The sequence below is a fragment of the Fontibacillus panacisegetis genome (assembly GCF_900102215.1).
In the GTDB taxonomy this organism is placed as follows: Bacteria; Bacillota; Bacilli; order Paenibacillales; family Paenibacillaceae; genus Fontibacillus; species Fontibacillus panacisegetis.
The window spans coordinates 44,386-67,050 of the sequence record NZ_FNBG01000015.1; the positions used below are offsets into that span (position 1 = coordinate 44,386).

At 44.0% G+C, this 22,665-nt stretch carries 26 protein-coding genes; 18 read left to right on the top strand and 8 right to left on the bottom strand.

What is annotated here, in order from left to right:
• The first annotated feature begins 13 nt into the window (after positions 1–13).
• The 8 genes from lpdA to BLS49_RS25035 all read left to right on the top strand — a co-directional run bounded on the left by lpdA (position 14) and on the right by BLS49_RS25035 (position 8,724).
• Positions 14–1,405 carry a dihydrolipoyl dehydrogenase gene (lpdA, locus tag BLS49_RS13625; protein WP_091231282.1) on the top strand — a complete coding sequence of 464 codons (1,392 nt, stop codon included), beginning with the start codon at positions 14–16 and terminating at the stop codon, positions 1,403–1,405.
• A 167-nt stretch (positions 1,406–1,572) separates the two neighbouring features.
• Entirely contained in the window at positions 1,573–2,874 is a 1,302-nt protein-coding gene (gene rpoN, locus BLS49_RS13630; RefSeq protein ID WP_091231285.1) for an RNA polymerase factor sigma-54, read from the top strand.
• 32 nt (positions 2,875–2,906) lie between these two features.
• Positions 2,907–4,844, top strand: coding sequence for a sigma-54-dependent Fis family transcriptional regulator (locus tag BLS49_RS13635; protein ID WP_091231287.1), 1,938 nt, complete (start codon positions 2,907–2,909; stop codon positions 4,842–4,844).
• 228 nt (positions 4,845–5,072) lie between these two features.
• A complete protein-coding gene (locus BLS49_RS13640) occupies positions 5,073–6,194 on the top strand; it encodes a metallophosphoesterase (RefSeq protein ID WP_091231290.1) in 1,122 nt (373 codons plus the stop codon).
• A gap of 159 nt (positions 6,195–6,353) precedes the next feature.
• On the top strand, positions 6,354–6,731 hold the full coding sequence (locus BLS49_RS13645; RefSeq protein WP_245742390.1) for an aldo/keto reductase: 378 nt from the start codon (positions 6,354–6,356) through the stop codon (positions 6,729–6,731).
• A gap of 252 nt (positions 6,732–6,983) precedes the next feature.
• Positions 6,984–7,079: a MerR family DNA-binding transcriptional regulator gene (locus BLS49_RS25630; protein ID WP_342707198.1), complete on the top strand. Its 96-nt coding sequence runs from the start codon at positions 6,984–6,986 to the stop codon at positions 7,077–7,079.
• Positions 7,080–7,307: 228 nt separating this feature from the next.
• Entirely contained in the window at positions 7,308–8,279 is a 972-nt protein-coding gene (locus BLS49_RS13650; RefSeq protein WP_091231293.1) for a helix-turn-helix transcriptional regulator, read from the top strand.
• A 109-nt stretch (positions 8,280–8,388) separates the two neighbouring features.
• Entirely contained in the window at positions 8,389–8,724 is a 336-nt protein-coding gene (locus tag BLS49_RS25035; RefSeq protein ID WP_217640065.1) for a hypothetical protein, read from the top strand.
• Positions 8,725–8,797: 73 nt separating this feature from the next.
• Here the strand turns inward: BLS49_RS25035 and BLS49_RS13660 are convergent, their stop codons facing one another.
• A complete protein-coding gene (locus BLS49_RS13660; RefSeq protein WP_091231298.1) occupies positions 8,798–9,148 on the bottom strand; it encodes a winged helix-turn-helix transcriptional regulator in 351 nt (116 codons plus the stop codon).
• A 143-nt stretch (positions 9,149–9,291) separates the two neighbouring features.
• On the opposite strand from BLS49_RS13660, the gene BLS49_RS13665 reads away from it, so the two are divergent.
• Together BLS49_RS13665 and BLS49_RS13670 are read left to right on the top strand one after the other, a co-directional pair.
• Positions 9,292–10,221, top strand: coding sequence for a DsbA family oxidoreductase (locus BLS49_RS13665; RefSeq protein WP_091231301.1), 930 nt, complete (start codon positions 9,292–9,294; stop codon positions 10,219–10,221).
• Between the two features lie 114 nt (positions 10,222–10,335).
• Positions 10,336–10,683, top strand: a complete 348-nt coding sequence (locus BLS49_RS13670; RefSeq protein WP_139173137.1) for a hypothetical protein — start codon at positions 10,336–10,338, stop codon at positions 10,681–10,683.
• Between the two features lie 105 nt (positions 10,684–10,788).
• Here the strand turns inward: BLS49_RS13670 and BLS49_RS13675 are convergent, their stop codons facing one another.
• Both BLS49_RS13675 and BLS49_RS13680 read right to left on the bottom strand, forming a co-directional pair.
• Complete coding sequence (locus BLS49_RS13675; protein ID WP_175471414.1) at positions 10,789–11,007, bottom strand: helix-turn-helix domain-containing protein; 219 nt, start codon at positions 11,005–11,007, stop codon at positions 10,789–10,791.
• Positions 11,008–11,126: 119 nt separating this feature from the next.
• Positions 11,127–11,345 (bottom strand): helix-turn-helix domain-containing protein, encoded by a 219-nt coding sequence (locus tag BLS49_RS13680; protein ID WP_091231311.1) that lies wholly within the window; start codon positions 11,343–11,345, stop codon positions 11,127–11,129.
• Positions 11,346–11,493: 148 nt separating this feature from the next.
• Between BLS49_RS13680 and BLS49_RS13685 the strand changes: the two genes are divergently transcribed.
• From BLS49_RS13685 to BLS49_RS13700, 4 genes are all read left to right on the top strand, one after another.
• Entirely contained in the window at positions 11,494–11,781 is a 288-nt protein-coding gene (locus tag BLS49_RS13685) for a DUF6809 family protein (RefSeq protein ID WP_091231314.1), read from the top strand.
• Between the two features lie 364 nt (positions 11,782–12,145).
• Positions 12,146–12,403 carry a hypothetical protein gene (locus BLS49_RS13690; protein ID WP_091231316.1) on the top strand — a complete coding sequence of 86 codons (258 nt, stop codon included), beginning with the start codon at positions 12,146–12,148 and terminating at the stop codon, positions 12,401–12,403.
• Positions 12,393–12,764 carry a retropepsin-like aspartic protease gene (locus tag BLS49_RS13695; RefSeq protein WP_091231318.1) on the top strand — a complete coding sequence of 124 codons (372 nt, stop codon included), beginning with the start codon at positions 12,393–12,395 and terminating at the stop codon, positions 12,762–12,764. The genes BLS49_RS13690 and BLS49_RS13695 overlap by 11 nt, the downstream gene beginning before the upstream one ends.
• A gap of 371 nt (positions 12,765–13,135) precedes the next feature.
• Positions 13,136–13,918, top strand: a complete 783-nt coding sequence (locus tag BLS49_RS13700; protein ID WP_091231320.1) for an SPL family radical SAM protein — start codon at positions 13,136–13,138, stop codon at positions 13,916–13,918.
• A 412-nt stretch (positions 13,919–14,330) separates the two neighbouring features.
• On the opposite strand, the gene BLS49_RS13705 is transcribed toward BLS49_RS13700, so the two are convergent.
• From BLS49_RS13705 to BLS49_RS13715, 3 genes are all read right to left on the bottom strand, one after another.
• On the bottom strand, positions 14,331–14,504 hold the full coding sequence (locus tag BLS49_RS13705; protein ID WP_091231323.1) for a sigma factor: 174 nt from the start codon (positions 14,502–14,504) through the stop codon (positions 14,331–14,333).
• 133 nt (positions 14,505–14,637) lie between these two features.
• Complete coding sequence (locus BLS49_RS13710) at positions 14,638–16,974, bottom strand: DUF5301 domain-containing protein (protein ID WP_091231326.1); 2,337 nt, start codon at positions 16,972–16,974, stop codon at positions 14,638–14,640.
• Positions 16,971–17,354: a BlaI/MecI/CopY family transcriptional regulator gene (locus BLS49_RS13715; RefSeq protein ID WP_091231330.1), complete on the bottom strand. Its 384-nt coding sequence runs from the start codon at positions 17,352–17,354 to the stop codon at positions 16,971–16,973. Before BLS49_RS13715 ends, BLS49_RS13710 begins: the two co-directional genes overlap by 4 nt.
• Before the next feature lie 240 nt (positions 17,355–17,594).
• On the opposite strand from BLS49_RS13715, the gene BLS49_RS13720 reads away from it, so the two are divergent.
• Complete coding sequence (locus tag BLS49_RS13720; protein WP_091231333.1) at positions 17,595–17,798, top strand: hypothetical protein; 204 nt, start codon at positions 17,595–17,597, stop codon at positions 17,796–17,798.
• A gap of 14 nt (positions 17,799–17,812) precedes the next feature.
• On the opposite strand, the gene BLS49_RS13725 is transcribed toward BLS49_RS13720, so the two are convergent.
• Complete coding sequence (locus BLS49_RS13725) at positions 17,813–18,445, bottom strand: HD-GYP domain-containing protein (RefSeq protein ID WP_091231336.1); 633 nt, start codon at positions 18,443–18,445, stop codon at positions 17,813–17,815.
• 285 nt (positions 18,446–18,730) lie between these two features.
• Complete coding sequence (locus tag BLS49_RS13730) at positions 18,731–19,699, bottom strand: tyrosine-type recombinase/integrase (protein WP_091231339.1); 969 nt, start codon at positions 19,697–19,699, stop codon at positions 18,731–18,733.
• A gap of 515 nt (positions 19,700–20,214) precedes the next feature.
• On the opposite strand from BLS49_RS13730, the gene BLS49_RS13735 reads away from it, so the two are divergent.
• The 3 genes from BLS49_RS13735 to BLS49_RS13745 all read left to right on the top strand — a co-directional run bounded on the left by BLS49_RS13735 (position 20,215) and on the right by BLS49_RS13745 (position 22,597).
• On the top strand, positions 20,215–20,907 hold the full coding sequence (locus BLS49_RS13735) for a DUF2628 domain-containing protein (protein ID WP_139173138.1): 693 nt from the start codon (positions 20,215–20,217) through the stop codon (positions 20,905–20,907).
• A 144-nt stretch (positions 20,908–21,051) separates the two neighbouring features.
• A complete protein-coding gene (locus tag BLS49_RS13740) occupies positions 21,052–21,624 on the top strand; it encodes an RNA polymerase sigma factor (RefSeq protein WP_091231347.1) in 573 nt (190 codons plus the stop codon).
• Positions 21,593–22,597 carry a DUF4367 domain-containing protein gene (locus BLS49_RS13745; RefSeq protein ID WP_091231350.1) on the top strand — a complete coding sequence of 335 codons (1,005 nt, stop codon included), beginning with the start codon at positions 21,593–21,595 and terminating at the stop codon, positions 22,595–22,597. Before BLS49_RS13740 ends, BLS49_RS13745 begins: the two co-directional genes overlap by 32 nt.
• Positions 22,598–22,665 lie beyond the last annotated feature (68 nt).

The window sequence follows — 22,665 nt, forward strand, 5'->3', positions numbered from 1 at the left end:
GGGGGTAGAAAATATGAAAATTGTAGTATTAGGCGGAGGACCCGGCGGATACGTGGCGGCGATCCGGGCGGCGCAGCTTGGGGCGGATGTGACGCTGATCGAGCGAAAGGCGCTCGGAGGAACCTGTCTGAATGTCGGCTGTATTCCGACTAAAGTGCTGCTTCATACATCGGAGCTATACGCGCAGCTCAAGCAGGATGGCCAAGAGCTCGGGCTGGAGGCTGCGGATATTTCGTTCAATTGGCCGCAGCTGCAAAAGAGAAAGGATAAAATTATCAAACTGAACGCCGGGGGAATCGACGCCCTTCTGAAGAAAAACAAAATCGCCAAAGTGATGGGCAGCGGCACCTTTATTGGTGAACATGAGCTGAAGGTGACTGCGGCGGATGGAAGCAGGCAAACGGTGAATTTTGACTATGCTATTATCGCCTCCGGCTCCGAGCCGGCGCGAGTTCCGATTCCCGGTGCGGATCTGGATGGGGTGATATCCAGCGATGAAGCGCTGGCGCTGCCCGAGGTGCCGGAGAGCCTGTGCATCATCGGCGGTGGGGTGATCGGTTGCGAATTCGCCAGCGTGTACAGCAGTCTCGGCTGCCGAGTGACGATCGTCGAAATGCTGCCTGAACTGATCACGACCATGGATCAGGATACGGTAGGCTGTCTGATGAAGCAGTTTGCCAAAGAGGGTATACAAATCCTTACGAGTACGCAAGTGGAGAGAATTGAACGCACAGAGAGCGGATTGAAAGTAAGCACGACATCGTCGGGTGTTAGCCGGATGATCGAGGCCGATAAGGTGCTGATCGCGACGGGAAGAAGGCCGGTTACCGACGGATTGGGGCTGGAGTGCATCGGAGTAAATGCTGACAGACACGGAATCAAGGTTAATTCGCGTATGCAGACGAGCGCCAGCCACATTTATGCGATCGGCGATTGCACAGGCGGTATTATGCTGGCGCATGTCGCCTCAGCCGAGGGAATGATTGCTGCGGAAGCGATCTTGGCTGAATCTTCTTCAGACATCGACTTTCGGACGATACCGTCTTGTGTTTATACGAGGCCGGAGCTTGCTTCGGTAGGGATGACGGAGAGGCTGGCGAGGGAGAAGGGATTTGAAGTGAGAACAGGAGTGTTTCCTCTTCAAGTCAACGCGAAATCAATGATTATGGGCGAGACGAACGGGCTGGTCAAGTTTGTCGTCGACGCCAGAACGGATGAAATCCTCGGCCTTCATATCGCCGGACCCAGAGCAACGGATCTTATTGCGGAAGGAGCGCTGGCCATTCGACTTGAAGCGACCCTGGATGAAATCGCGACGACCATCCATGCCCATCCCACAGTGGCCGAGTCGCTTCTCGAAGCAGCTCACGCGGCTCATCATCGGGCAATTCACCTGCACGGATAGAGAACGATGGAAGCCGGTTCGCCGGCAGCTTCATTAATTCAGCCTGAATAAGATGAATGTTTCATATTTTGTTCATCTTATTCAGTCTTTTTATTGGTGCAGCCGATTTATAATTAAAGCAACAAAATGTAAGCGTATTCATAATTTCATGACAATCAGGTGAGCGTATGAAAACCTCTATGGAAATGAAGCAGGCTGCGTCACTTGCCCCGCAAATGAGACTGTCGGTGCAAATATTGCGGATGGGCACACAGGAGCTGGAGGAATATATCTTGGGGCTGGTGGCCGATAATCCGCTAATCGAAGTGACCACATTCGCGGATCGGCTTAACCGCAGGGATAAGGTCAATCCCGGTATGTCTTTTCCAGACGAAGGGAGGCTGACTGCTCCCGAGGAAGAAAGCCTTCATGATTATTTGATCGGGCAATTGAATCTGCTGTCTCTCCCCAATGGGGAATACAAGATAGCACGTTACTTGATCGGCAGCCTGGATGGCAACGGATACCTTGAGGTATCCCCGCAAGAGGCGGCGGAAGCATTGGGAGTGGATTTGGTCATTGTGCTAAGTGCGCTGCGCATCGTGCAATCCCTAGAACCCGCTGGCATCGGTGCGGCCGATTTACGGGAGTGTCTCCTGCTGCAGCTGGAGCATACGGGTCAAATGACACCTTTACTTAAAGAGATAATACAACGTTACCTCGACCTAATCAGTAAAAAACGGTTTGACTCGATTTCCAAGCATTTAGGAGTTTCCGAGTGCGTGATTCTTGAGGCATACCAGACGATCCGCTCGTTAAATCCCCGTCCGGGCAGTAGGTTTGGCAGCGGGCAAAAAAACGTATACATTGTGCCTGACGTCTTGGTCACCGCTGCGAATGACGGGTTTGACATCAAGCTGAATGACGTCGTTTGTCCTGAAGTGGCGATTTCGTCTTCATATTTGCATTTGCTGGAAGGAAATATCGATGAGAATATCCAGCGATACATGAATCGGCAGCAGGATCAGGCCAGATGGATCATGAGCTGCATCGCAGCGCGCCGCCGCACCCTGTTTCGCACAACAGCGGCGATTGTGGAATGGCAGAGCGCTTTTTTCGAGAAAGGTCCGAAATATTTGGTGCCGATGGTGCTGAAAGATATTGCCGATCGGTTGGGCTTGCACGAATCAACTGTAAGCCGGGCTACGAGACATAAATATGTCCACTGTGATTGGGGGACGTACGAGCTGAAGCGATTTTTTGCACCCGCGTTGAATCCGAACACATGCCCCGGGATGTCAGGGAATGATGCGAAGCGGATGATTCGTGATATTGTTGATCGTGAAAATAAAAGCAAAACGAGAAGTGACCGGGAAATCGCTGAATTGCTGCAACGACAGGGTGTCTTCATCTCACGCAGAACCGTTGCCAAATACCGGGAGTCCATGAATATAGCTAGCGCTGCGGACCGCAGGCAGCGCGCGATCTGAAAAAAAGCCAGAGCCAGGGGAGTGAATGTCGCTTGCTGATCAGCTATGAAAAATCCATTCGAAATTGGGAGCAGTTCACGAAATACGGTACTCTAACAGCGGATACAAGGACGGAGATTGCCGAATCATGGATTCGCTGCCGTGAAGCCGGTGTCGATCCCCTGCATGGCCGAGGGGAGCAGGTCTCATCTGAAGAGCTCTTCGTTCGCCTGAGCGAACGGAAGCAACTAATCGCCGTGGCCCGGCCTGTAATGGACAGTGTGTTTCAAATAATAAAAAGCACAGTCTACGGCATTGTATTAACCGATCAGGACGGCGTTATTTTGGAAACGGTGCATAATGAGGACATAGAGCCGGAATGCGCGAAGGTTAATTTTTTTCAAGGGGCACGGTGGGATGAACGAAGCGTGGGCACGAACGCGGTCGGAACGGCGCTGGCGACAGGCCGGCCCATTCAGGTGCTCGGGGGAGAGCATTACTGTACATCCCATCATCCGTGGACTTGCTCGGCGGCGCCGATCCGCGACAGCAGGGGCAGCATTATAGGCTGCCTCGATTTATCGGGCAAAGCGGAGGATGTTCACACTCATACGTTCGGGATTGTGGTCTCCGCCGTCATCAGTATCCAGGAGCAGCTTAATGTCATGGAAACGCACGGTCTGATGGACACAGTGTTCAATTCGATGATGGATGGACTTCTTTTGATCGATACGGATTACCGCATTGAAAGAATAAATAGCCGATTGACCTCAATATTCAGATTGGATGCGGATGAAATATACCGGTTGAACGTGCGGGAAATGCTGGATGCCGGGGAGATCGAGGAAGCGGTTTTTAGCCGCAAGCAGCATCTGAACTATCCGGACTGCACCATCAAGGCCGGAGAGCACAGAATTGATTGCATGGTCGATATTTTTCCTTATGAATTCAACAACCGGGTTCTGGGTGCCGCAATCCTGATCAGGGAAGCGGGGCAGGTACGCAAAGCAGTCCATCAAATTGCCGGGTTTAAAGCCAATTACAGCTTTGGAGATATTGTAACGCGCCATCCGGTAATGCTGGAAACGATTGCCTTTGCTCAAAAAATCGCCAAAACGGACTGTACCGTCCTGATTGAAGGTGAGAGCGGAACCGGTAAGGAACTGTTCGCACAATCGATTCATCAGGCTAGCAGTCGCGCAAACGGTCCGTTTATCGCGATCAATTGCGCTGCATTGCCCAAGGATCTGGTAGAGAGCGAGCTGTTCGGGTATGAGAAGGGCTCTTTTACGGGTGCGCTGCGCGAAGGGAGTCCGGGAAAATTTGAACTTGCAGATGGAGGGACTCTCTTTTTGGACGAGATTGGTGAGCTGTCCTTGGAAATACAGGCCAAGCTGCTGCGGGTATTGGACAATCACAAGGTCAGAAGAATCGGGGGACGGCATGAACGAACCCTGGATGTCAGGGTCATCGCCGCGACGAACAGGGATCTGCAGGAGGAGGTTGCACTGCATTCCTACCGGAGCGATTTATATTATCGCTTGAATGTGATTAATATACAGCTTCTGCCCTTACGGGAACGTAAGGAGGATATTGCAGAGCTGGCCAAATCGTTTTTGTACGCATGCAACCGGGAAAGTACCGGACTGCCGAAGAAGCTTAGCTCTTCCTTCCTGGAGGCGCTGCAGGAGCAAGAATGGAAAGGAAACGCGCGTGAGCTGCAAAATATCGTCAAGCGTGCCTTTTATGTAAGCGAATCGGAAATTATCGACGAATCTCATTTACCGTATGGCATGAGGGCAAGCCGGGGTGAAGGCGGTGCGGCGGCCAGACGGCACGGAATGACAAGCTTCCGCGATATGGAAAGGGAGGGCATTAAGCAGGCGCTGCAAGCATGTGACGGAAATGCAGTATTGGCGGCAAAGCTTCTGAACATCGGCAAATCCACCATTTACAGAAAGATCGACGAATACGGGATCAGACGTAAGTAACCCAACAAGCGAGTCTCCAGGTTATGCTTTGGAACTCGCTTGTTTTTTGGCTTTTCGGTTTTTGCAGTTACTGTGTCCGGATCAGGAAAGCGAGTCCTGAGTGGCGGCTTGCTTTAGATTTGCAGGCTCACTGAATCTTTTATAGGATCTCGATTTTCTTGCTGAATAAACTATATCCGTAAATATATTGTATAATGATTCAAACTATTAAAGGAGATTTAAATAAGGATGTTTATTCTGATTGCAATTGTAATAGTGCTGCTATATTCGCTTCTCGTCTTTTATATTGGATGGAGCAGTTGGAAATGGATGAAGCCGCTGGTATCAGCAAGGTTCAAATGGTTCTATATTGTCGCTCTCTTGTTTATGTCCAGCTCTTTTATTTGGAGCCGTTTTGTGAGTGCTCCGTTTTTTAGTGCCGTGGGTTGGTTTTGGCTCGCCTTTTTTTCAATTTCGCTGCTTATTGTACCCGTAGTTCATTTGGCACTGTGGCTGATCGGGCTAACAAGTCTGCCCTACCATCGTATTCAAAAATGGACGGGTGCCGTAGCTCTTATAGCGATTGTTACGCTTATTTTCTATGGTTCGTTTAATGCCTACAACCCAATTGTGCGTAAATATGTAGTAAATATTGACAAACCGGCGGGTAATCTGAAGGAACTGAATATTGTCATGGCTTCAGATATGCATTTCGGCTTACTTTCCGGCCGTAAGCATGCTGAGCGCATGGTGGAGATCATCAATGAATTGAAACCCGATTTGGTGCTGTATCCGGGCGACATCATTGACGATGATTTGGATGCGTACTTGAATAAAGGAATCGACAAAATTATTTCTAATGTGAAGTCTACCTATGGCGTTTATGCCTCGTTAGGTAATCACGATAAGTACCAAGGAAATATGGAGCAACTGATCGCGGCTCTTGAACGAAGCAATATGGATGTATTGTATGATGAGAGTGTTGTCGTCAATGATGAATTGATCATTGTCGGTCGTAAGGATAAGACGGAACAAGACAGGTCTTCCTTGGCGGAACTGATGACTGGAATATCCACTGACCAGCCGATTATACTGCTGGATCATCAGCCTTATGAATTTGACAAGGCTGTGCAGAACGGTGTTGATTTGATGCTGTCAGGCCACACGCATCGCGGTCAAATTGCCCCGGCTCATCTGATCACACAAGCGATGTATGAGAATGATTGGGGGCTGCTGCAGAAGGATTCTTTCTATTCGATTGTTTCATCCGGCTACGGCTTTTGGGGCCCTCCAATCAGAATCGGCAGCCGTTCTGAAATTGTGCAGATCACTGTGCGATTTACCGGGGCGACACACTCCATTGAGCTGTGAGCTACCTGAGCAAAAAGGGGGATTCCACATGGAAAATTACGTGTTGAATAATGGTGTTTTCATGCCGAAGGTTGGCCTTGGCGTCTATAAAATTAAAAATGAATTGATCTTTATTTGATTCATTGGCCTGCAGCTAACTATCTCTACAGCTGGGAGGTATTGGAGGGCTTTTATAATGAAGGAAAAATCAGAGCCATTAGCGTGGCCAATTTTGAGCAGCAGCATCTGGAAAAGGTAATGGAACAGGGATCAATCCTCCATGAATACCTGGTTAAGCACAACATACAGCATGTAGCTTGGGGGCCCTTCGGACATGGCAACAAGCAGTTGTTGAATCATCCTGTACTGACAGAAATTGCGGAAGGGAACGGTAAAAGTACAGCGCAAGTCATGCTCAGGTGGTGTATTCAGCGCAACATCGCAGTTATTCCAAAATCCATAAATCCCGCAAGACTGAAAAGCAATATGGAACTTTTTGATTTTGGCTTATCAGAAGAGGAAATGAACAGAATATCCGCATTGGATCAAAACAAATAAGGATTTGTCAATCCAAAACAACAAGCTTTTTCTATGGATAACTCGCAGGATTCGATAACACGCACTCTACATAGAAAATACGAGTGTTATGCCTTGCCATCAATTTAATAGCTTGCTTTGTGATATGACGGTAGTTGGGAGTGGTAAGAAACCTCTGACTGCCGTCTTTTCTAAGTTTTGTTGATATAGTGTTGTTATACTTTGGGATTCATGATCATGCCTTCGAACAGAAGGCGCTGGAGAGTATCCAATGTGAACAAATTATCGATTGGCCAAATGGCCAAGCTGAACAATATTTCCGAGCAGACGCTGCGGTATTACGACAAGGTGAGGCTGGTGTTTGGTTAGGACCAAAACGTTTGAATTGTCATTGAATGATAACGTTGATATTATCCAAGGCAGAGTAGTTTTCTCATCTGCTCTTAGTGTTTGATGTTGTGTAAGCGTTGAAAATTTATATTAAGCGAATTAAGGAATAAAATATATCCTCTCTCTTTTCCGCAAGTAAAATCAAGCAATGCAATTTCCCTTACTCTATAGTAACTATAGAGTGGTTGAAACGAGGTGAACAGATGAATGTATGAGTGGCACAAGCAAATCCAGATAATCGTTGATGAAATTGACGAGTGTATTAAAAATCGTAACGGTGAAGTAATAACGCTACGATTTCTTTCTCGCAAGTTAGGTTATTCCGAATTTCATACTACAAGAAAATTCAAGGAAATATCGGGTATGCAATTTAGGGATTATCTGCGGCATAGAAAATTAGCCTTTGCACTAAAAGAGGTTCGGGATAGTGAAAAAAGCCTTTTAGATATTGCTTTTGATTATGGTTTTTCATCACATGAAGCTTTTACCAGAGCTTTCAAGGGAACATATGGTATAACTCCAAGTGAATACCGAAAAAAGCCCAAGCCTGTCGTTCTTCGTACAAAAATAAACCCTTTTGACCGCTACTTTTTAGGATTAGGAGAGATTGGAATGATGAAATCCACAGATGATGTTAAAATTTATTTTGTAACCATTCCCGCACACAAATTTTTGCACATTAAAAACTATGAAAGTAATGGGTATTGGGATTTTTGGCAGAAGCAAAGTCTTATTCCGGGACAGGACTATGAAACAATTTGCGGGTTACTCGATAGTATCAAGGGCAAATTAGATGATGATGGTGGGAGCGAACCTAACTGCGGAAGTGGTCAGATTATGGCGTACATTAACGACCCGGATGGCAGGCTCTGCGACTGGGGTATTCCGCGTACAGAGTGTTGGGGCGTACGACTTCCTTTTGATTATAAAGGGGAAGTGCCACCGCAAATGTTTATGGTTGATGTTCCCGAAGCCGAGTATATTGTTTTTGAACATGGCCCATTCGATTATGAGCAGGAAAATCGTAGTGTGGAGGAAAAGATTGAAAAGGCAATGGCAACTTTTGATTTCTCAAGCACTGGCTACTGCTTTGATACTTCCCCCGGTAGAATAATTTACTTTTATTATAATCCAGAACGGGTTTTTAAGTATATCAGACCAGTTATGATAACATCCTGACACCGCTCCTTCACAGATAATGACTTCCAAGCCAGTCAAAACAGATTAAGCAGGTAAGCAAAAGGTTGCGGCTATCAAAAAAAATTTGGAGCAGCGTGATCCCTCCTTAATGAAAAGTGTACTCAAGCAAAGAAGCGCGCAAATTGACGTGCAGATTAGCGATCTTCAATATCAGAAAAGGGCGATCGAGCGCAACCTGCAAAACTTCCAGCGCTATCAAACCTCCCCGCCCGGTCCGAATGACGGCGATATGTGCGACTGGAAAATCATCGGTGAGCCTGACACGACCTTCTTTGTGAAAAAACCCGCAACCGTCGAGCATACCTGCGCCACTGTCGTCAACCGCATTCCGAATGTAATCAATGCTCCAGCAGGCTTTTACACGATTGAAAAAATGGATACTGTCGAGTACTTGTCCTATCCTATGCAGATGTATTTGAAATAGGCTGATCAGCTTAACAATGAATCGCTCCTGAATTGTCTTTGCGACATTTGGGAGCTTTTTTGCATGGCTGAAGTTAATCTGAAGCTTGCGGTGCTTTGAGAAGGTCTATATTTTGTTCTCCCCAACATACAATTGACTCTATGATAGGTACCAGCCTTTCTCCGGATTCAGTAAGTGAATACTCCACTTTAGGGGGGATTTCCGGGTATTGCCTTCTATTAACGATTCCGTATTCAGTGAGCTCTTTTAAACAATTTGTCAGCATGGTTCCCGTGATGCCGTTTAAGTTTCTTTTTAATTCGTTGTACCGAATGCTTTTATTTTTACACAGGATTGCAAGAATGGGTAAATTCCACTTTCCTCCAATCACATGAAAGGCAAAGGTTGCCGGACACAGATTTTCTAAATCAGCAGCATAGTTCATTGAGTTTCCTCCTTACAGTATATTTTTTATACCAAGTCAAAAAAATGATAGTACTTGTTATTATAATTGCTTGTACTATAATCGTCTACACAAGGCGTTTTAAGACGATTTGTATTTTTGAGACCGAAGGGCAGGGACAATCCTTGAATAATGAAAATATGTTTTGCGATCTGGAGACAGGAGTTTGTGGAGTTAACGGTGAAGATGAGCTGGAAGTTATCGATTTAACCCGATCAAATAGAAAGATTACACTTTACTATGTTACAGATCCTATTTGCTCGCATTGTTGGGCATTGGAACCCGTTTTGAACCGTTTTATCAAGCAATATGCTTCATATTTTAAGCTTCAGATTGTAATGGGGGGATTGCTGCCAGGCTGGCATGGTTTCGCTGACAAATCCAATGGTATCCAGAAGCCGTCTGATGTGGCGCAGCATTGGCAGGAGGTAGGGGAGCATTCCCGCATGCCCATCGATGGAACGCTGTGGCATGATCATCCCATTCTTTCTTCATACCCTCCGTCACGGGTATTTAAGGTTATTCAAGAAAAACATGAGGGCAAGGAAAATGAATTTTTACGGCGTGCTAGAGAAGCTGTTTTTGTATTCAACAGGAATATAGGGGAGGATGAGGTGCTTATTGATCTTGTCCATCAAATGGGGCTAGACGGAGAAAAAATAGTTGCAGAGTCTGGTCTGGAATCCGCGCAGAATCGGTTGGAGCAGGATTTTGAATTATCCAGTAGCCTTGGCGTTAAAGGCTTTCCAACTGTCATTATGGTTAATGAGGAGAACAAAGGGGTTAAAATTGTGGGAGCCCAGCCGCTCCAGACCTATGTAGAAGGATTGAAGCAAATTTTGCCAGAGCGGGTCAATCCGGACGATGTTCCAAACTTACTCGAATGGCTTGAAGAGGGACATCCTCTATTCTCAAAGGAAATTGAAATGATGTATGACCTCGAGCAAAATGAAGTGCTGGCCTTTGTTCAGTCCGAGCTGCCTCAGGATTCATATCGTATTTATCATATTCTGGGAGAAATGTATATCGAGTCTGTAAAAAAAGAGAGGGGATGAACAGCATATTATTATCAGGCTCGATACTCGGCGATGAGCTTGTTTCACTTAATAAAGATGTACAGGCAGTGATTTGAAGGTAAAAACAAAGCTGATTCGAAATATATATGGGTGTTGGAAAAGATTATAACGAAGCTAATTATTGCTGATGTAGATATATTTTATAAGGATCAAGATATCGTGGTAAGGTTTTATGATGGTTCAAGAGAGCCAAAGGAAGAGGAAATTGTTAATTTGGTTGTTGTAGATCCTGGTTTTGGATATTTATATCTCAAGTTCAAGGGTGATGCGGCATTGCTCAGTGGCTATTTGAATGAAATCATTTTTAGCTCGGATGAGATGGTTGACGCCGCGATTCAATATATTGAGGATTTAGCCCCGCAATCCAAAAATTTATATATGCCTTATCATATTTCACGAGTCAGAGAAACCAGTTGTGTTGAGTATAATGGGGAGTATTGAGGAAGAAAAGTTCAACTGTAGAATAAGAAAAAACAAGTTAGTGTGTGAAAAAGGCAGAGTATACACCTATTTTGGAGTATACTCTGCCTTTTGAGTTTTTTAAGATTACTTTCCGTCGTGACGCTTGGATATATTCGTCTGACCAAGAATATAGTCAATACTAACGCCGTAATATTCGGATAATTTAATTAACACAGAGCTCGGCACATCCAAATTCCCATTTTCGTATCTGGAATATGTTGCTTGAGAGATATTTAGATAATGTGCCAGTTGTTGTTGATTCAAATCTCTGTCCTCACGCAAACCGCGTATTCTTTTGTACATCATGAATCACCCAAGCTCAGTTTAAGATATGCGGAAACTGCATATCGGATTTTATGCGGTTTTCGCATAAAATCTATTTGTATAAAGCTTTTGAATTTTTCAGGACTCTAATTTCAAGATTATTTTCCGTTGGATCGCTTGGAGTTATTCGTCTGACCAAGAATGTAGTCGATGCTAACGTCGTAAAATTCGGATAATTTTATCAATACAGTACTTGGTACATCCAAGTTCCCGCTCTCGTATCGGGAATAGGTTGCTTGAGAGATGTTCAGATGATCCGCCAGTTGTTGTTGCGTCAGGTCCCTGTCTTCACGCAAATCGCGTATCCTCTTGTACATAGTGTATCACCCAAACTAAGTTTAAAATATGCGAAAAATGCATATTGAGTTTTATGCAGTTTTCGCATAAAATATATTTATATGGAAAGTACTGGATGGTTTTGGATTCAATGATGTTGTTGATCTATTTCTACAAGGGGGAATTAGAATGAAAAGTATTTTGGATGAGCTATACAGAGCCAACCTTAAACCTGAAGAACGAATGGTTCCGACGGACCCCGATTATCGTCCGCTGAATAGAAAAATTTCTGAATTAAAGGAAGAAGTGAAGAAAAGATTGTCCGAAAGCGATTTTGAAGTTCTTGAGCAAATCTTTGACTTGACTGGTGAATCCCATTCCATGCTTACAAACACTGCTTTTGTACAGGGGTTTAGGATGGGGGCTTTAGTGATGGTAGAGGTTTTTTGTGGGGAGGTGAAGAGTTTTAAGGAGTGAGATTGATGGGATAAGATAGGGTTTGGAGACTGGTTTGAATTTTAATATGGAATCATTAAGGAGATAGTGTTTCAATACTTTCGCTTTTATATAAGCGGGGGTTTTTTTATTTTCGAGCATAAAATTAATTATTCGTCATATTCTTCCATTTTTATAGTAGAATAAGATGTAGTACATTTAGACTATTTCTATAGAAAAATTGTTCGTATATACAGCAGGATTTTGTTGTTTCACGTACTTCGTGAATATGACGTTATAGGAAATCGACGAAATAATAAAAAATACTATGAGAATACTGAACTATAAGTATGATAAAATCAAGATAGGAAAAAGAATTGGGAAGAATTTGTAGGAGGTAGAACGAATGAAATGGCAAGAAGTTAGAGAACTGTTCCCTGATCAATTTGTTCTGGTTTCCATACTTAATTATCATGAGGAGGGCAACAAAAAAATAGTAGATGAAGTTGCTCCGATTCGTACTATATCAGAACAAGATGCTAATAAAGAATTTTTTCAAGCAGAGCCTGGGAGTTTGGTGTACCATACTTCAAATCAAGATTTTGTGATCCATCTTCGTCGGGACCCATTAATGAGAGTGAGACGTAGTAGTAATGAAAATTAACTATGATGGACAATTAATTACGACGTCGCTTACTGTTACATTCAGAGAAAGAGTATTGAGAATAGATGATGTGATTATAGATACAGGGTCCTCACATACTATAATTAGTCCTGATATTTTGGAGGAAATCGGTGTGACCTACGAAATAGGGGATTCTATATATGAAGCATACGGGATTGGCGGAAGCGTTCCTTTCTACACAAAAATTATGGACAGGATTGAAATAGGTACAAGAAGCATTGAAAATATAGAAATAGATGTTGGTATACTGCCAAAGGACCATAAAGGGTTACTTGGATTGGATATTCTTAAACAACAAAACTTTATTATTGACTTGAAAACATTAGAACTACGTACTTAACAAATGGATTGAATGAAATTAATAAGTGGAATCGGAAAGTCGCCGACATCATATAACAATACATCTAGGCTGCGGGGCATTCGCCCCTTGGTTGTCAGGTGTGAAAGCATAGAAGAAAGAATATTCAGACAACACACGGCCCGACCTAAGATAAGAGTTATCTAAGGTCGGGTCGCGTCGTAAATGCGCAACGTTAGCTAAAACCAACCAAAAACATAAAAAAACCATAGATCAACATTTGACCCATGGATTCGTATGTCATTTTTTTTCAAGACCTTATTCAACATCATAACAAATCAGTAATTATAAGTCTATATTTTTTTTGAGGGTTAATTTACCATATTGTTATAAGACGAATGGAGATGGTAAAAATGCTCAAGGAAATATTTGTTGATCGTGCAATGACTTATGAATATCCCCCTGATGGGGCGACAATACCGATTATAGACCCGTATGATGGATGTACAATTGGATGTCCTTACTGTTTCCAATTAGACGATGAGACTTGGAATACTAACTTGTATGTTAAACTTAATATTTCAGATGTTTTGCAAAAAGAACTTATTCAATGGAATAAAGAAGATATTGTGTACTTGGGTAGTAAGTGTGATCCTTATATGGAGATAGAACGGAAATACCAATTAACAAGAAAATGTTTACTTGAATTAAGTAAGTTAAATTTGAAATGTATGGTTACAACTAAAGCCGGGTCAAAACTTATTTTTAGAGATATTGATGTAATAAAACCTATGGGGAATAAATTTACTTTACTTTTAGGATTATCTAATCTACAACAGTTGAGTAAGATCGATGATTATACTCTTATGAGTAATATACAGACAGCAAATCAGTTACACCGAATGGGAATTACTGTATGGGTATTTATTACTCCGATTTTACCTGGTATTACAGATGTAGATTTAATGATTAACGCTATAGATCAGGACATTCCTGTATCTTTAGATAAGGTTAGATTAAAACGAAACACTAGACCAGCACTAACGTTGGAACGTTTCATCGACAATCATTACCCTCATTTAGCTAAGACTTACAAAGACATAATATATAATAATACGGATATTTACTATGAAGATATGAAAGAAAAGTGGGGTAAAACTGAGAGAGTAAAGTTTGTATTCGAGTCGAGTAATTAATAATTATGATAGTATTTCGAGAAGCAGTTGACTTCAGCTAACATCACATTCACGCAGCGGAAGAAACATATTCACTACGAGCCTAAGTCTGTCGACCCGTTCGCGTTGCTCACTTAAGCCTCTCGGGTTCGTAGATACACTAACGTTAGATGAAATGACCTGAAGTGTTTGCAGAGAGAGGAGTACTCAATGAAATCCCCAATTCAATGGCTAGGAGTACGAATATGAAATCTATAATACATACGGTCAAGATTATAAAAATCCAGACATTCAAGCGCATAAAGCAGACCGTCATTCCTTGTCAAAGAAGGTATGATGGACACCCGGAAAGCAATGCTTCCTCCAATTGCAGCGCCTCTTCATGCCTTTTCCGGCAGCAATCGAAAAACAGATTATGGCAGACCCGTAAAAGTCAATATTTTATGTTAGGCATATCCTTATCCAGTGCCAGCATTGCCGTATAGAACGTGTCGCGGATCAGGTCTTCGGCCATATGATAATTCCTGCAAAGGGAATAGGCGTAAAGATAGACCTGTTTGGAATACAGACGGTATACTTCGTCCAAAGCATCTTTCTTAACGCACATCCCCTATCTTGCCCATTCACCCTAAAAAAGCAGATTCGCCAGAAAGGTTACAGGCCATTTAATTAGCTGAAGCTAATTAAATGGCATTACGTCTTTTGCGCCAATAAAAAGCTGCAGCGGCTCAAACTTGATTTCATGAAAAATATATGGCCACTTCTTGGTCATCGTAAAACTGGATACTGATTGTATGACTATTTTTTTGATAACGACCGCCCAATTTAGTATGTTCATACAAATCTCGGATTGTCTGCCAGCCATCATCCTCCAATGTCTTAAGATACTGTTCGATCTGCTCTCTACTGACATCCTGATAAAAAGCGGTGCAATACCCATTCTCATCATCCGTTGCCATCCATACCATATTATCGAAATCCGGACGGGGAGCACCTTCGGTATACTTGTTTTCAAGCCATGAATCCGTGGACAGAGTCTCAATGGCTTTCACCAATTCAGAATAAAGTTCCGGCGAAAGCACACTGTACCGCCCATCCGTACCGGACTGTAAAACGGCTGTGCCGTCTTCCCGCAAATAGGCGTAATAATCGTGGGTTTCAAGCGATTCCGGGAATATCTGACGGATGAGATAGCATTCTTCCAGCGTCATGACATCAACACCCTCCCATACGGCAGACTTTACCATGTAATCGTTAATAATAGCCAATGCAAGCTGTTGGTTTACGAGAAAGTAACCGTCCAAAATCTCACCGTTTTTTCCAAGCTTGGCAATGTTGTATTGGGCAAAGGCGCTTTCAGTTCCGAAAAGATCAAGCAACTCCTGCAGTTTTTCCGGGCTTTCCGCGTACTCCCGCACATCACGGCCAGCTATTTCATCAGCCCATGTGCGGTCATAATGAAAAGCTGGTTCATCTTGCTCGGAGTCTTTCATCGTTACATAAAAATCCTGTAAATTATCAACCAATGCAAAGAGAAGCAAGGCATTCAAATGAAGCGTACTTCCCTCATAGGATGCCGTATCGTCGCCCTGAAGAACCCACTCTATGCTGCGTTCATTGTCGGCAGTGCGCAAGGCGAAGTGGTCATGCCACAGTCCTTCCGAAAGGGGTAACAGGCCAAGCAGCGTACCTACTGAGGAATTGTCTCCTACATAAAGGGTCCGGGCATCCCACAGCTCTTGCGCATTTATAGATTGATCGGCTCTGCCTTTCGGGGCGTAAACCTTGGCAATGGTAGCACTCGTTATACGATTTGTCCTGTAAATCCCGGCATAAGGCTCCTCCAAATAATATTTTTTATCATCGTTGTACAGATAGAACCTGCGAGCATCTGTGCTTTCAATATCAATCTGAAAATAATTATCCCGGTTCGGTGCATCATTTACGGATTGACGCAAAGTCTTGTCAGTGTCCGATAAGGCACTCAGTACGGCTTCCAAATCCGATTTTTGAGAGATATGGACTGTACCGAGACTTTCCCCCTCGTTTATTTGCTCAATCGTGATGCTGGTCACTGCACTGCTATCGGGCAGCACAACAGGAACATTCCTTGCAGCACCTCCAAAGGTAAACGCAACCGCCGCCACAGCAACGACCACAACGATAGTCAATGTTATCATCAGCGTTTTCGGCTGTTTGGCAATGCGCTTGATACGTTCTGTCATTTCTCCCTTGCTGCCGGTCATGGTAGTGGCACAGCAGAATAAATCAGAGGGCTTAGATGGTGAGGTCATCAGTTCAATCAACGTTCTGCCGTACTCCATACGGTTCTCAGGCCCGATCCTGCGGAGTGTTCTCTCATCACAGGCCAGCTCGCTATCCCTACGGGATAATACAACCGCAATCCACACCAGCGGATTGAACCAGTGTACGCACAGGCAGAGAATACGGACAAAAGACCAGATGTGATCCTTCTGGCGGTAATGTGTCAGTTCGTGGGCAACCACATATTCTATTCGTTTTTCGTCAGAAAGGCTTTCCGGCGTGACATAAACGGCAGGCTTTCTGATTCCGTACAGACAGGGGGAAGGCAGTCCGTCTGCCACATAAACAGGCAATGGATACTGTGGAAATTCTATTCGCTTTCTGATTCGCCTGAGATTTCGACTTAGACGGATGTTGGAAGCGGCAAAGAGCACTCCGCTGAGAATCAAACCGCTAAGCCAGACGAATCGTGCTATTGCTTCTCCATTGACTGTGTTTGCTGTACCGGCTGAGCTGTCTGATATTTCATGACCGCTTTGAAGTATCGGGGAATTATTGGACGGCAGCACGGTATTTCTGGAATTCACAGAATCGACAGGCTGCTTAACTGCCGAATAATCGCTCTGAATATTCGGTATGGCGTTCATTACACTGACAGGGCTTTCAAACAGGGAAAACGGCAGCAAAAGCCGAACAGCGACAAGTGCCCACAGAGCATATTGCAGCCGCGAGGAAATTCTGCCCCGGAGCAGATACCGAAGCGCGATGATAATTAAAATCAACACAGAGGAGGTAATGATGGTTTCTATCATTTTTGCACCTCTGCTTCCTGTAATATGGCATAAAGCTCGTTAATTTCCGCTTTGGTAAGCTGTTTTTTGCGCACCAGCGTGCTCATCATCAGGCTGGCGGAGCCTTCAAAGGCACGGTCCAATAAGGAGCGTGTTTCGGCTATAGCGACATCATCCCGCGCAACATTGGGATAATAGTGTTTTGCCCGGCCTACCACCTCATACCGAAGGATGCCCTTTTCCGTCATACGTTCCAGCATGGTTTGCACCGTGCTGCGGCTCCAGCCGGGGTTTTCTTTTAACTCATGGCATAGCTGTACATAGGTAAGGGGAGCACCCTCCCAGAGCTTCTCCATGATGTGCCACTCGCTTTTGATAAGCGTATTATTATCGTTTGCCATTGGCATTCTCCTTTGCATGACCGTTGTCGTTCAATTTAAACAACGTACCACGATGCACGACTGTTGTCAAGCAAATCGAAAGCTACAGGCTTGGCAGTAAGGTTTACTGTTCCTGATCTGATACCATCAATCCGTTTGGAAAAAGTTGAGGCAGGCTACCGCCAACTCTCATTGGAAAAAGAGCCCAAACCTTGGCAGTGTTAATGGCGCGAACCCAACACGAACCAAGGAGGCTCTTTTATGGCATGTATACAAGAATCAGAAGCTGCGAGACAAAAGTTTGTAGTAAACGATCTGGCTCACCATTGGGATCATCCCGATGACGAGGTAATTTTTCCAAAAAAATCTATCATCTCGAATTGTCCTAAGTTCAAATATAGAGGAACAAAACGTTTGTTTTTTGTCAGCTACAGGAATGGATCTCTAGTTTACCAAATATATTAAGAGCTTGTTTTTCCCTACCGTTCCTGCATAAATCCGAAATAAGACTTGTCTGACTCAAGCAATTCAAGTGTCAGGCGGGTGATTACAGGATCGAACTGGATGGCGCTGTTCCGCCATAGCTCCTGTCTGACATGTTCCAATGTCAAACTTTTACGGTATGGACGCACGCACATCATGGCGTCAAAGGCATCGGCCACAGAGCAGATGCGAGCCAATAAAGGAATATCCTGCTCCTTCAATCCATGGGGATAACCTTGCCCATCCCAACGCTCGTGATGGTGAAGAATCACTTCGATGACCGATTCATCAAACTCGGATATGCTATGTAAAAGGTCGGCGCCTACCTGCGGATGGAGTTTGATGATTCTCCATTGGTGCGGGGTAAGGGGCGCAGCCTGTTCCAGCACATCCAAAGGCAGCATGATTTTACCCAGATCGTGAAGAAAACAGCCGCGCAGCAAGTTTTCTTTTTCACATGCCTTCAGATTCATTTCGGTAGCTATACGTTCTGCCAGCATAGCTACGCGTATACTATGCTGATAGACTTCAGGACGTTTTTCGCGCATAAAGTCGATCAACTGAATCAGTGATGTTGAATCTTGCTGTATCATTGCATGAGTATCCATAAATTTATGCAAGGAGCTCATGGTGTTCTCTCCTTTTTTTGTGACATACTAGAAAACAGAAGCCATTTCAGTTAAGGTGTTGACCTTGGCGAAAAGCCCTCCTTTCCTTATAAGACATAACCTCCGGCAGCCCTGTGAATGTCTTTTCTCTTGCGGCTGGTCTAAGGGCCAGTCAACAAAGGTCACGTCAGGTCGTATAATGATAATTATCCGACAAAAGACATAGGTAAAAATATAGAAAAAAAGATAGGATTTCGGAGTGTTTAATCAAATTATAGGCCAAATTGCACGCTTTTGCATAGTGTATTAGTAAATAATTTCCTTTAAGCAGTCCTGTACATAATCCGGAGCTGCTTTTTTCATTTGCTCTACAGTATGCAAATATCGCTGAGTCGTGTTGATATGCGCGTGTCCTAACGTTTCCTGCACTTGCTGAAGTGAAGCTCCTCCCAGCAAGGCCAAAGTTGCATTGGTATGCCGCAGCCAGTGGGGCGTTAGCTTTTTCGTAATCCCACTTCTTTCTCCGGCTTTACGTATTATGCGTTCAATTTGTCTAGTAGAAATAGGAAACAGTCTAAGCGTACCAGGCGGTTCCATACCCCCGGAAAGACTCCTCGCATATTCGGCAAATATTTCCCATAAATGCTGGGGGACCTTTACTTCTCTCGTTCTTCCTCCTTTTGTATAATGAAGCGTCAGCCAAACACTCGATTCCAACGGATCTGTGTGGAAGTCTTTCCAGTATATAGAGTTCAATTCAGACACTCGCAAACCAAGCAATACTAACGACAGCCCCATCAAATAATTCCTTTGACTCTGCTGCTGCAGATCCTTAATCAACAACCCTACTTCCTTTTTGGTTAAAAAATTCCGATGGCTAGTCACCTGAATCACCGGCAAGCGTACACTCGATGTGGGGTTCCTTTCAAAAAAGCCTACGTTGCTGTCACTCCCCCACTTATACAACGATTTCAGCGGGGCAATGAAAGCGGCGATGCTGGCCGGCGACAATGCGCGCTTGGAAGTGAATTTCTCCCGCTGCTGAAGGTACATTTTAAAGGCCTCAATCTCTCTCCATGTTACCGAATCAAGCTTCTTGAACTCGATAAACTCCCGAAAGCAATGAATAGCCCTCAAGTAGCTTCTCCTCGTATTATCTGCTGTACAACAGGTGCTTACAAACATGTTCACGATTTTATCGTCACTATAGATATTCGAACTTGTGTGCAGCAAGGTTAACTGGTTAGTAAGATTCTTGTTGCTAATGGTAGACATTCATCCATCCTCCCCAAATATTGTCGGATAATTATCATTATACGACCTGCTTTATTATTATTACTATTGTGGGCTGCTTTGTCATACTGTATGCAGCTTATTGCTTAAGTTATTTATTACCCATTTCACCTTGAGTTCATCATGATATATTGTTCTATGTACATATTTGAGGAGCCGTCCGAGAAGTGGTTGCAATTGTTCTTCGTAATTGATTTACCAGCAGCGTTTTTTGCCAAGCGAGTTCAGGGTTATCCCATGGGCTCGCTTGTTTTTTTGAGGGATTTTCATTTGAATAAAATAACGGTTCACAGCTTGATCAAAAACTCCGATTTCTTTTGGTTTAGAAATGCGATACTATCACCGACACTCCCGATGGTAATTTATTTCATTAATAGTGCTTAATTTCTCCCTCATCTAATTCCACTTTATAGTAGAATGTAACTATAGCTAATAGAGACTTATACCTAATGGAAACTTGTTTGTAAGGACCGTGAATTGGCAAATGGAGAAACATATTGGCGGAGAAAGAGGGATGTTGTTTGGAAGCAAGGTATTGTTCTTCATGCGGACAGCGTGCAAGTATGACAGCACGCTTTTGTGAAAGTTGTGGTAGGTCTTTAGAGCAGCAAGCAAATCAGCAGCAAGCACATCGACAGCAGACATATCAGCAGCAAGCAAATCAACAAGTAAATCACCAGCAAGCTTACCAGCAACGAGTATATCAATATCAAGCTCCTGCATGGCCAAATCAGCAATCAAACCCTTATGATGTACCAGAGGAAGAATGGTTAAGGTTATTTTCCCACAGCGTTAAATATGTTGAAAAATGGCATAAAAATTCAAAATGGAATTGGCCGTCCTTTCTTTTTTTTCCTCTATGGTCTGGTTATCGAAAAATGTATGCTGAGTGTGCGTTATACATAGGAGCCATTGTCATGCTGGTCTTTTTTGAACTACTGCTTGACCACTCACTTCGGGGTGTCTCTATAGGAATCGCTATTTCAAATGGGATCTTAGGAAATAAAATATATTATCGCAAAGCAAAAAAAGAGATTGATCATATCCTTCTTTTACATGGAGATCCGGAAATTCGCCGTACCTTAATTCAACAAAAAGGTGGAACCTCGGGTTGGGGCATTGTCTATGGAATTGTTATGATTCTAATTGGAGCCTTTTTGCAGGTTTTTTTGGCAGCAATATTATCTTGAACGTTGGTAATACATACAGAATATAAAATGCAGGAAGGGGCAGCTCTCAGTAGAGGGCTGTTTTCCATTTATTTGGCCTGAACTAACTGTCCCTTTTCCCGCTGCTGAAGTGTTATATAGTAGATAGAGAGGAGGAGCAGCTTAGTGGATTTTGTGGAAAAATATGTTAAGGAAGTCAAAGCGGGAGAAATTAGTAAGTATGTACATATCGTTGAAGCATTCCAGGCTCCGTTGTACCGATATTGCACCCGTATGCTGGGGGACCGGCAGGAGGCGGAGGATGCGGTGCAGGACATTTTGGTGAAAGGGTACGAAAAAATAGGAATGTATGAACCGACCGTCAGCTTTTCATCCTGGTTGTATAAGATTGCACATTACCACTGTCTGAATCTGCTGCGTAGGCGTAGCGTACAGCGTAAATTCCAAAACTGGTTCCGGCAGGATACGGTAACAGAGAGCGCGGAGCAGACGATGATAAGCCGATTATTCGGCGAGCCGTTGTCTTCCACCATACGGAGCTTGAGTTCGGAGGAGCGCAGTTTGTTGATATTACGGGTGCTCGAGGAGAAGTCTTTTGCCGAGATTGGGGAAATTTCAGGGAAAAGCACGGAAGCGGTAAAGAAAAAATACGGGCGATTGAAGCTGAAGCTGCAGAAGCTGATGAAGCGGAAGGGAGGGGCGGGCTATGCTGAAGGCCAAAGTTACACTTCAAGATGAAACGCTAAAGGAACTTATGATCAAGGAAGAGCCGAAGACTATCGATGTGCGACTAAATGTGATGGAACGGGTTCGGGAAATTCATGAACGGCGCAGCGGCCAAAAAACGGTCAGGCACCGGGCCGGAGCCATTGTAACAATCAGCTGTCTGATTATTGTGCTGACCTCCCTGACTGGTTATGCGGCTTCCCGGTATGTGCAAATTTTGAACTCCAAAGGTGAAGTAATTGTTGAGACGAAGGAAATTAGAGAAGATAAGTATACTCCACATGCCAAGACGCACCATAAGCTGCTGTCTGAGTATAGAGAACGCATCCAAGACCAGCTCAAACCGGGCGAGTTGGTGGCTTACTACGTCCATGATGATACGCTGAATGCTTATAACCAAGGCAATAAGGTTAAAACCGAGTTTAAACCGATTGTGTACAGCAGTTACACGGAATTGAGGAAGCAGCTTGAAATTAAATCCGGACCGCTGCTGTCTGAGCCCAAGTATTTGCCTCAAGGGTACTCATTTGCAGAAGGAAAATTATTTGCCAGTGTAACAGACGGTGAGGCCAGTTTGGAAAATCTGAAGAAGCTGGAGCCAGAGTTTATCCAAATGGCTGAATCCTCTACTAGTGGTGCTAAATTATTCATCAAGCCGTTGACCTGGAGTAAAGCGGGAAGTGCTAAGGTGATCTATAGTAACGGAAAGGATACCATTGATATTATCACTTATAAGCGTAAGAAACATCCATCCACGGTAATAACGAAGCATCCAAAGGGAGTATCGGTCGAGAAGCTGACGTTAGGCGGACAGGAGATGGTTTATATAGAGGCAGAGAACGCAGAGGCTGATACTGTTTTTTATAAGCACAAATTGGAATGGCTTGATGAGAAGGCGGAGATTTTTTATTCTGTGTTCGATAATCCGGAAAGTACTCTGTCCAAGTCTGAATTTATCCGTATTGTGGGCAGCATGGTGAAATAACTTCATTCAGAGGTGTCCCTTTTCAAGAGGTTCAGGGGTTATAAAAGTAAACAAAACCACAAGCGCCT

What these genes read in the sequence shown, in the direction of transcription:
- BLS49_RS25035 (WP_217640065.1), top strand. Translation starts at nt 8,389, where the DNA reads ATGAAAAGTGTACTCAAGCAAAGAAGCGCGCAAATTGACGTGCAGATT.
- BLS49_RS13660 (WP_091231298.1), bottom strand. Translation starts at nt 9,148, where the DNA reads ATGAACTATGCTGCTGATTTAGAAAATCTGTGTCCGGCAACCTTTGCC.
- BLS49_RS13675 (WP_175471414.1), bottom strand. Translation starts at nt 11,007, where the DNA reads ATGTACAAAAGAATACGCGGTTTGCGTGAGGACAGAGATTTGAATCAA.
- BLS49_RS13745 (WP_091231350.1), top strand. Translation starts at nt 21,593, where the DNA reads ATGCTGAAGGCCAAAGTTACACTTCAAGATGAAACGCTAAAGGAACTT.
- BLS49_RS13725 (WP_091231336.1), bottom strand. Translation starts at nt 18,445, where the DNA reads ATGAGCTCCTTGCATAAATTTATGGATACTCATGCAATGATACAGCAA.
- BLS49_RS13690 (WP_091231316.1), top strand. Translation starts at nt 12,146, where the DNA reads ATGAAATGGCAAGAAGTTAGAGAACTGTTCCCTGATCAATTTGTTCTG.
- BLS49_RS13700 (WP_091231320.1), top strand. Translation starts at nt 13,136, where the DNA reads ATGCTCAAGGAAATATTTGTTGATCGTGCAATGACTTATGAATATCCC.
- BLS49_RS13640 (WP_091231290.1), top strand. Translation starts at nt 5,073, where the DNA reads ATGTTTATTCTGATTGCAATTGTAATAGTGCTGCTATATTCGCTTCTC.
- BLS49_RS13710 (WP_091231326.1), bottom strand. Translation starts at nt 16,974, where the DNA reads ATGATAGAAACCATCATTACCTCCTCTGTGTTGATTTTAATTATCATC.
- BLS49_RS13685 (WP_091231314.1), top strand. Translation starts at nt 11,494, where the DNA reads ATGAAAAGTATTTTGGATGAGCTATACAGAGCCAACCTTAAACCTGAA.
- rpoN (WP_091231285.1), top strand. Translation starts at nt 1,573, where the DNA reads ATGAAAACCTCTATGGAAATGAAGCAGGCTGCGTCACTTGCCCCGCAA.
- BLS49_RS13705 (WP_091231323.1), bottom strand. Translation starts at nt 14,504, where the DNA reads ATGTGCGTTAAGAAAGATGCTTTGGACGAAGTATACCGTCTGTATTCC.
- BLS49_RS13715 (WP_091231330.1), bottom strand. Translation starts at nt 17,354, where the DNA reads ATGGCAAACGATAATAATACGCTTATCAAAAGCGAGTGGCACATCATG.
- BLS49_RS13680 (WP_091231311.1), bottom strand. Translation starts at nt 11,345, where the DNA reads ATGTACAAGAGGATACGCGATTTGCGTGAAGACAGGGACCTGACGCAA.
- BLS49_RS13650 (WP_091231293.1), top strand. Translation starts at nt 7,308, where the DNA reads ATGTATGAGTGGCACAAGCAAATCCAGATAATCGTTGATGAAATTGAC.
- BLS49_RS13695 (WP_091231318.1), top strand. Translation starts at nt 12,393, where the DNA reads ATGAAAATTAACTATGATGGACAATTAATTACGACGTCGCTTACTGTT.
- BLS49_RS13720 (WP_091231333.1), top strand. Translation starts at nt 17,595, where the DNA reads ATGGCATGTATACAAGAATCAGAAGCTGCGAGACAAAAGTTTGTAGTA.
- BLS49_RS13730 (WP_091231339.1), bottom strand. Translation starts at nt 19,699, where the DNA reads ATGTCTACCATTAGCAACAAGAATCTTACTAACCAGTTAACCTTGCTG.
- lpdA (WP_091231282.1), top strand. Translation starts at nt 14, where the DNA reads ATGAAAATTGTAGTATTAGGCGGAGGACCCGGCGGATACGTGGCGGCG.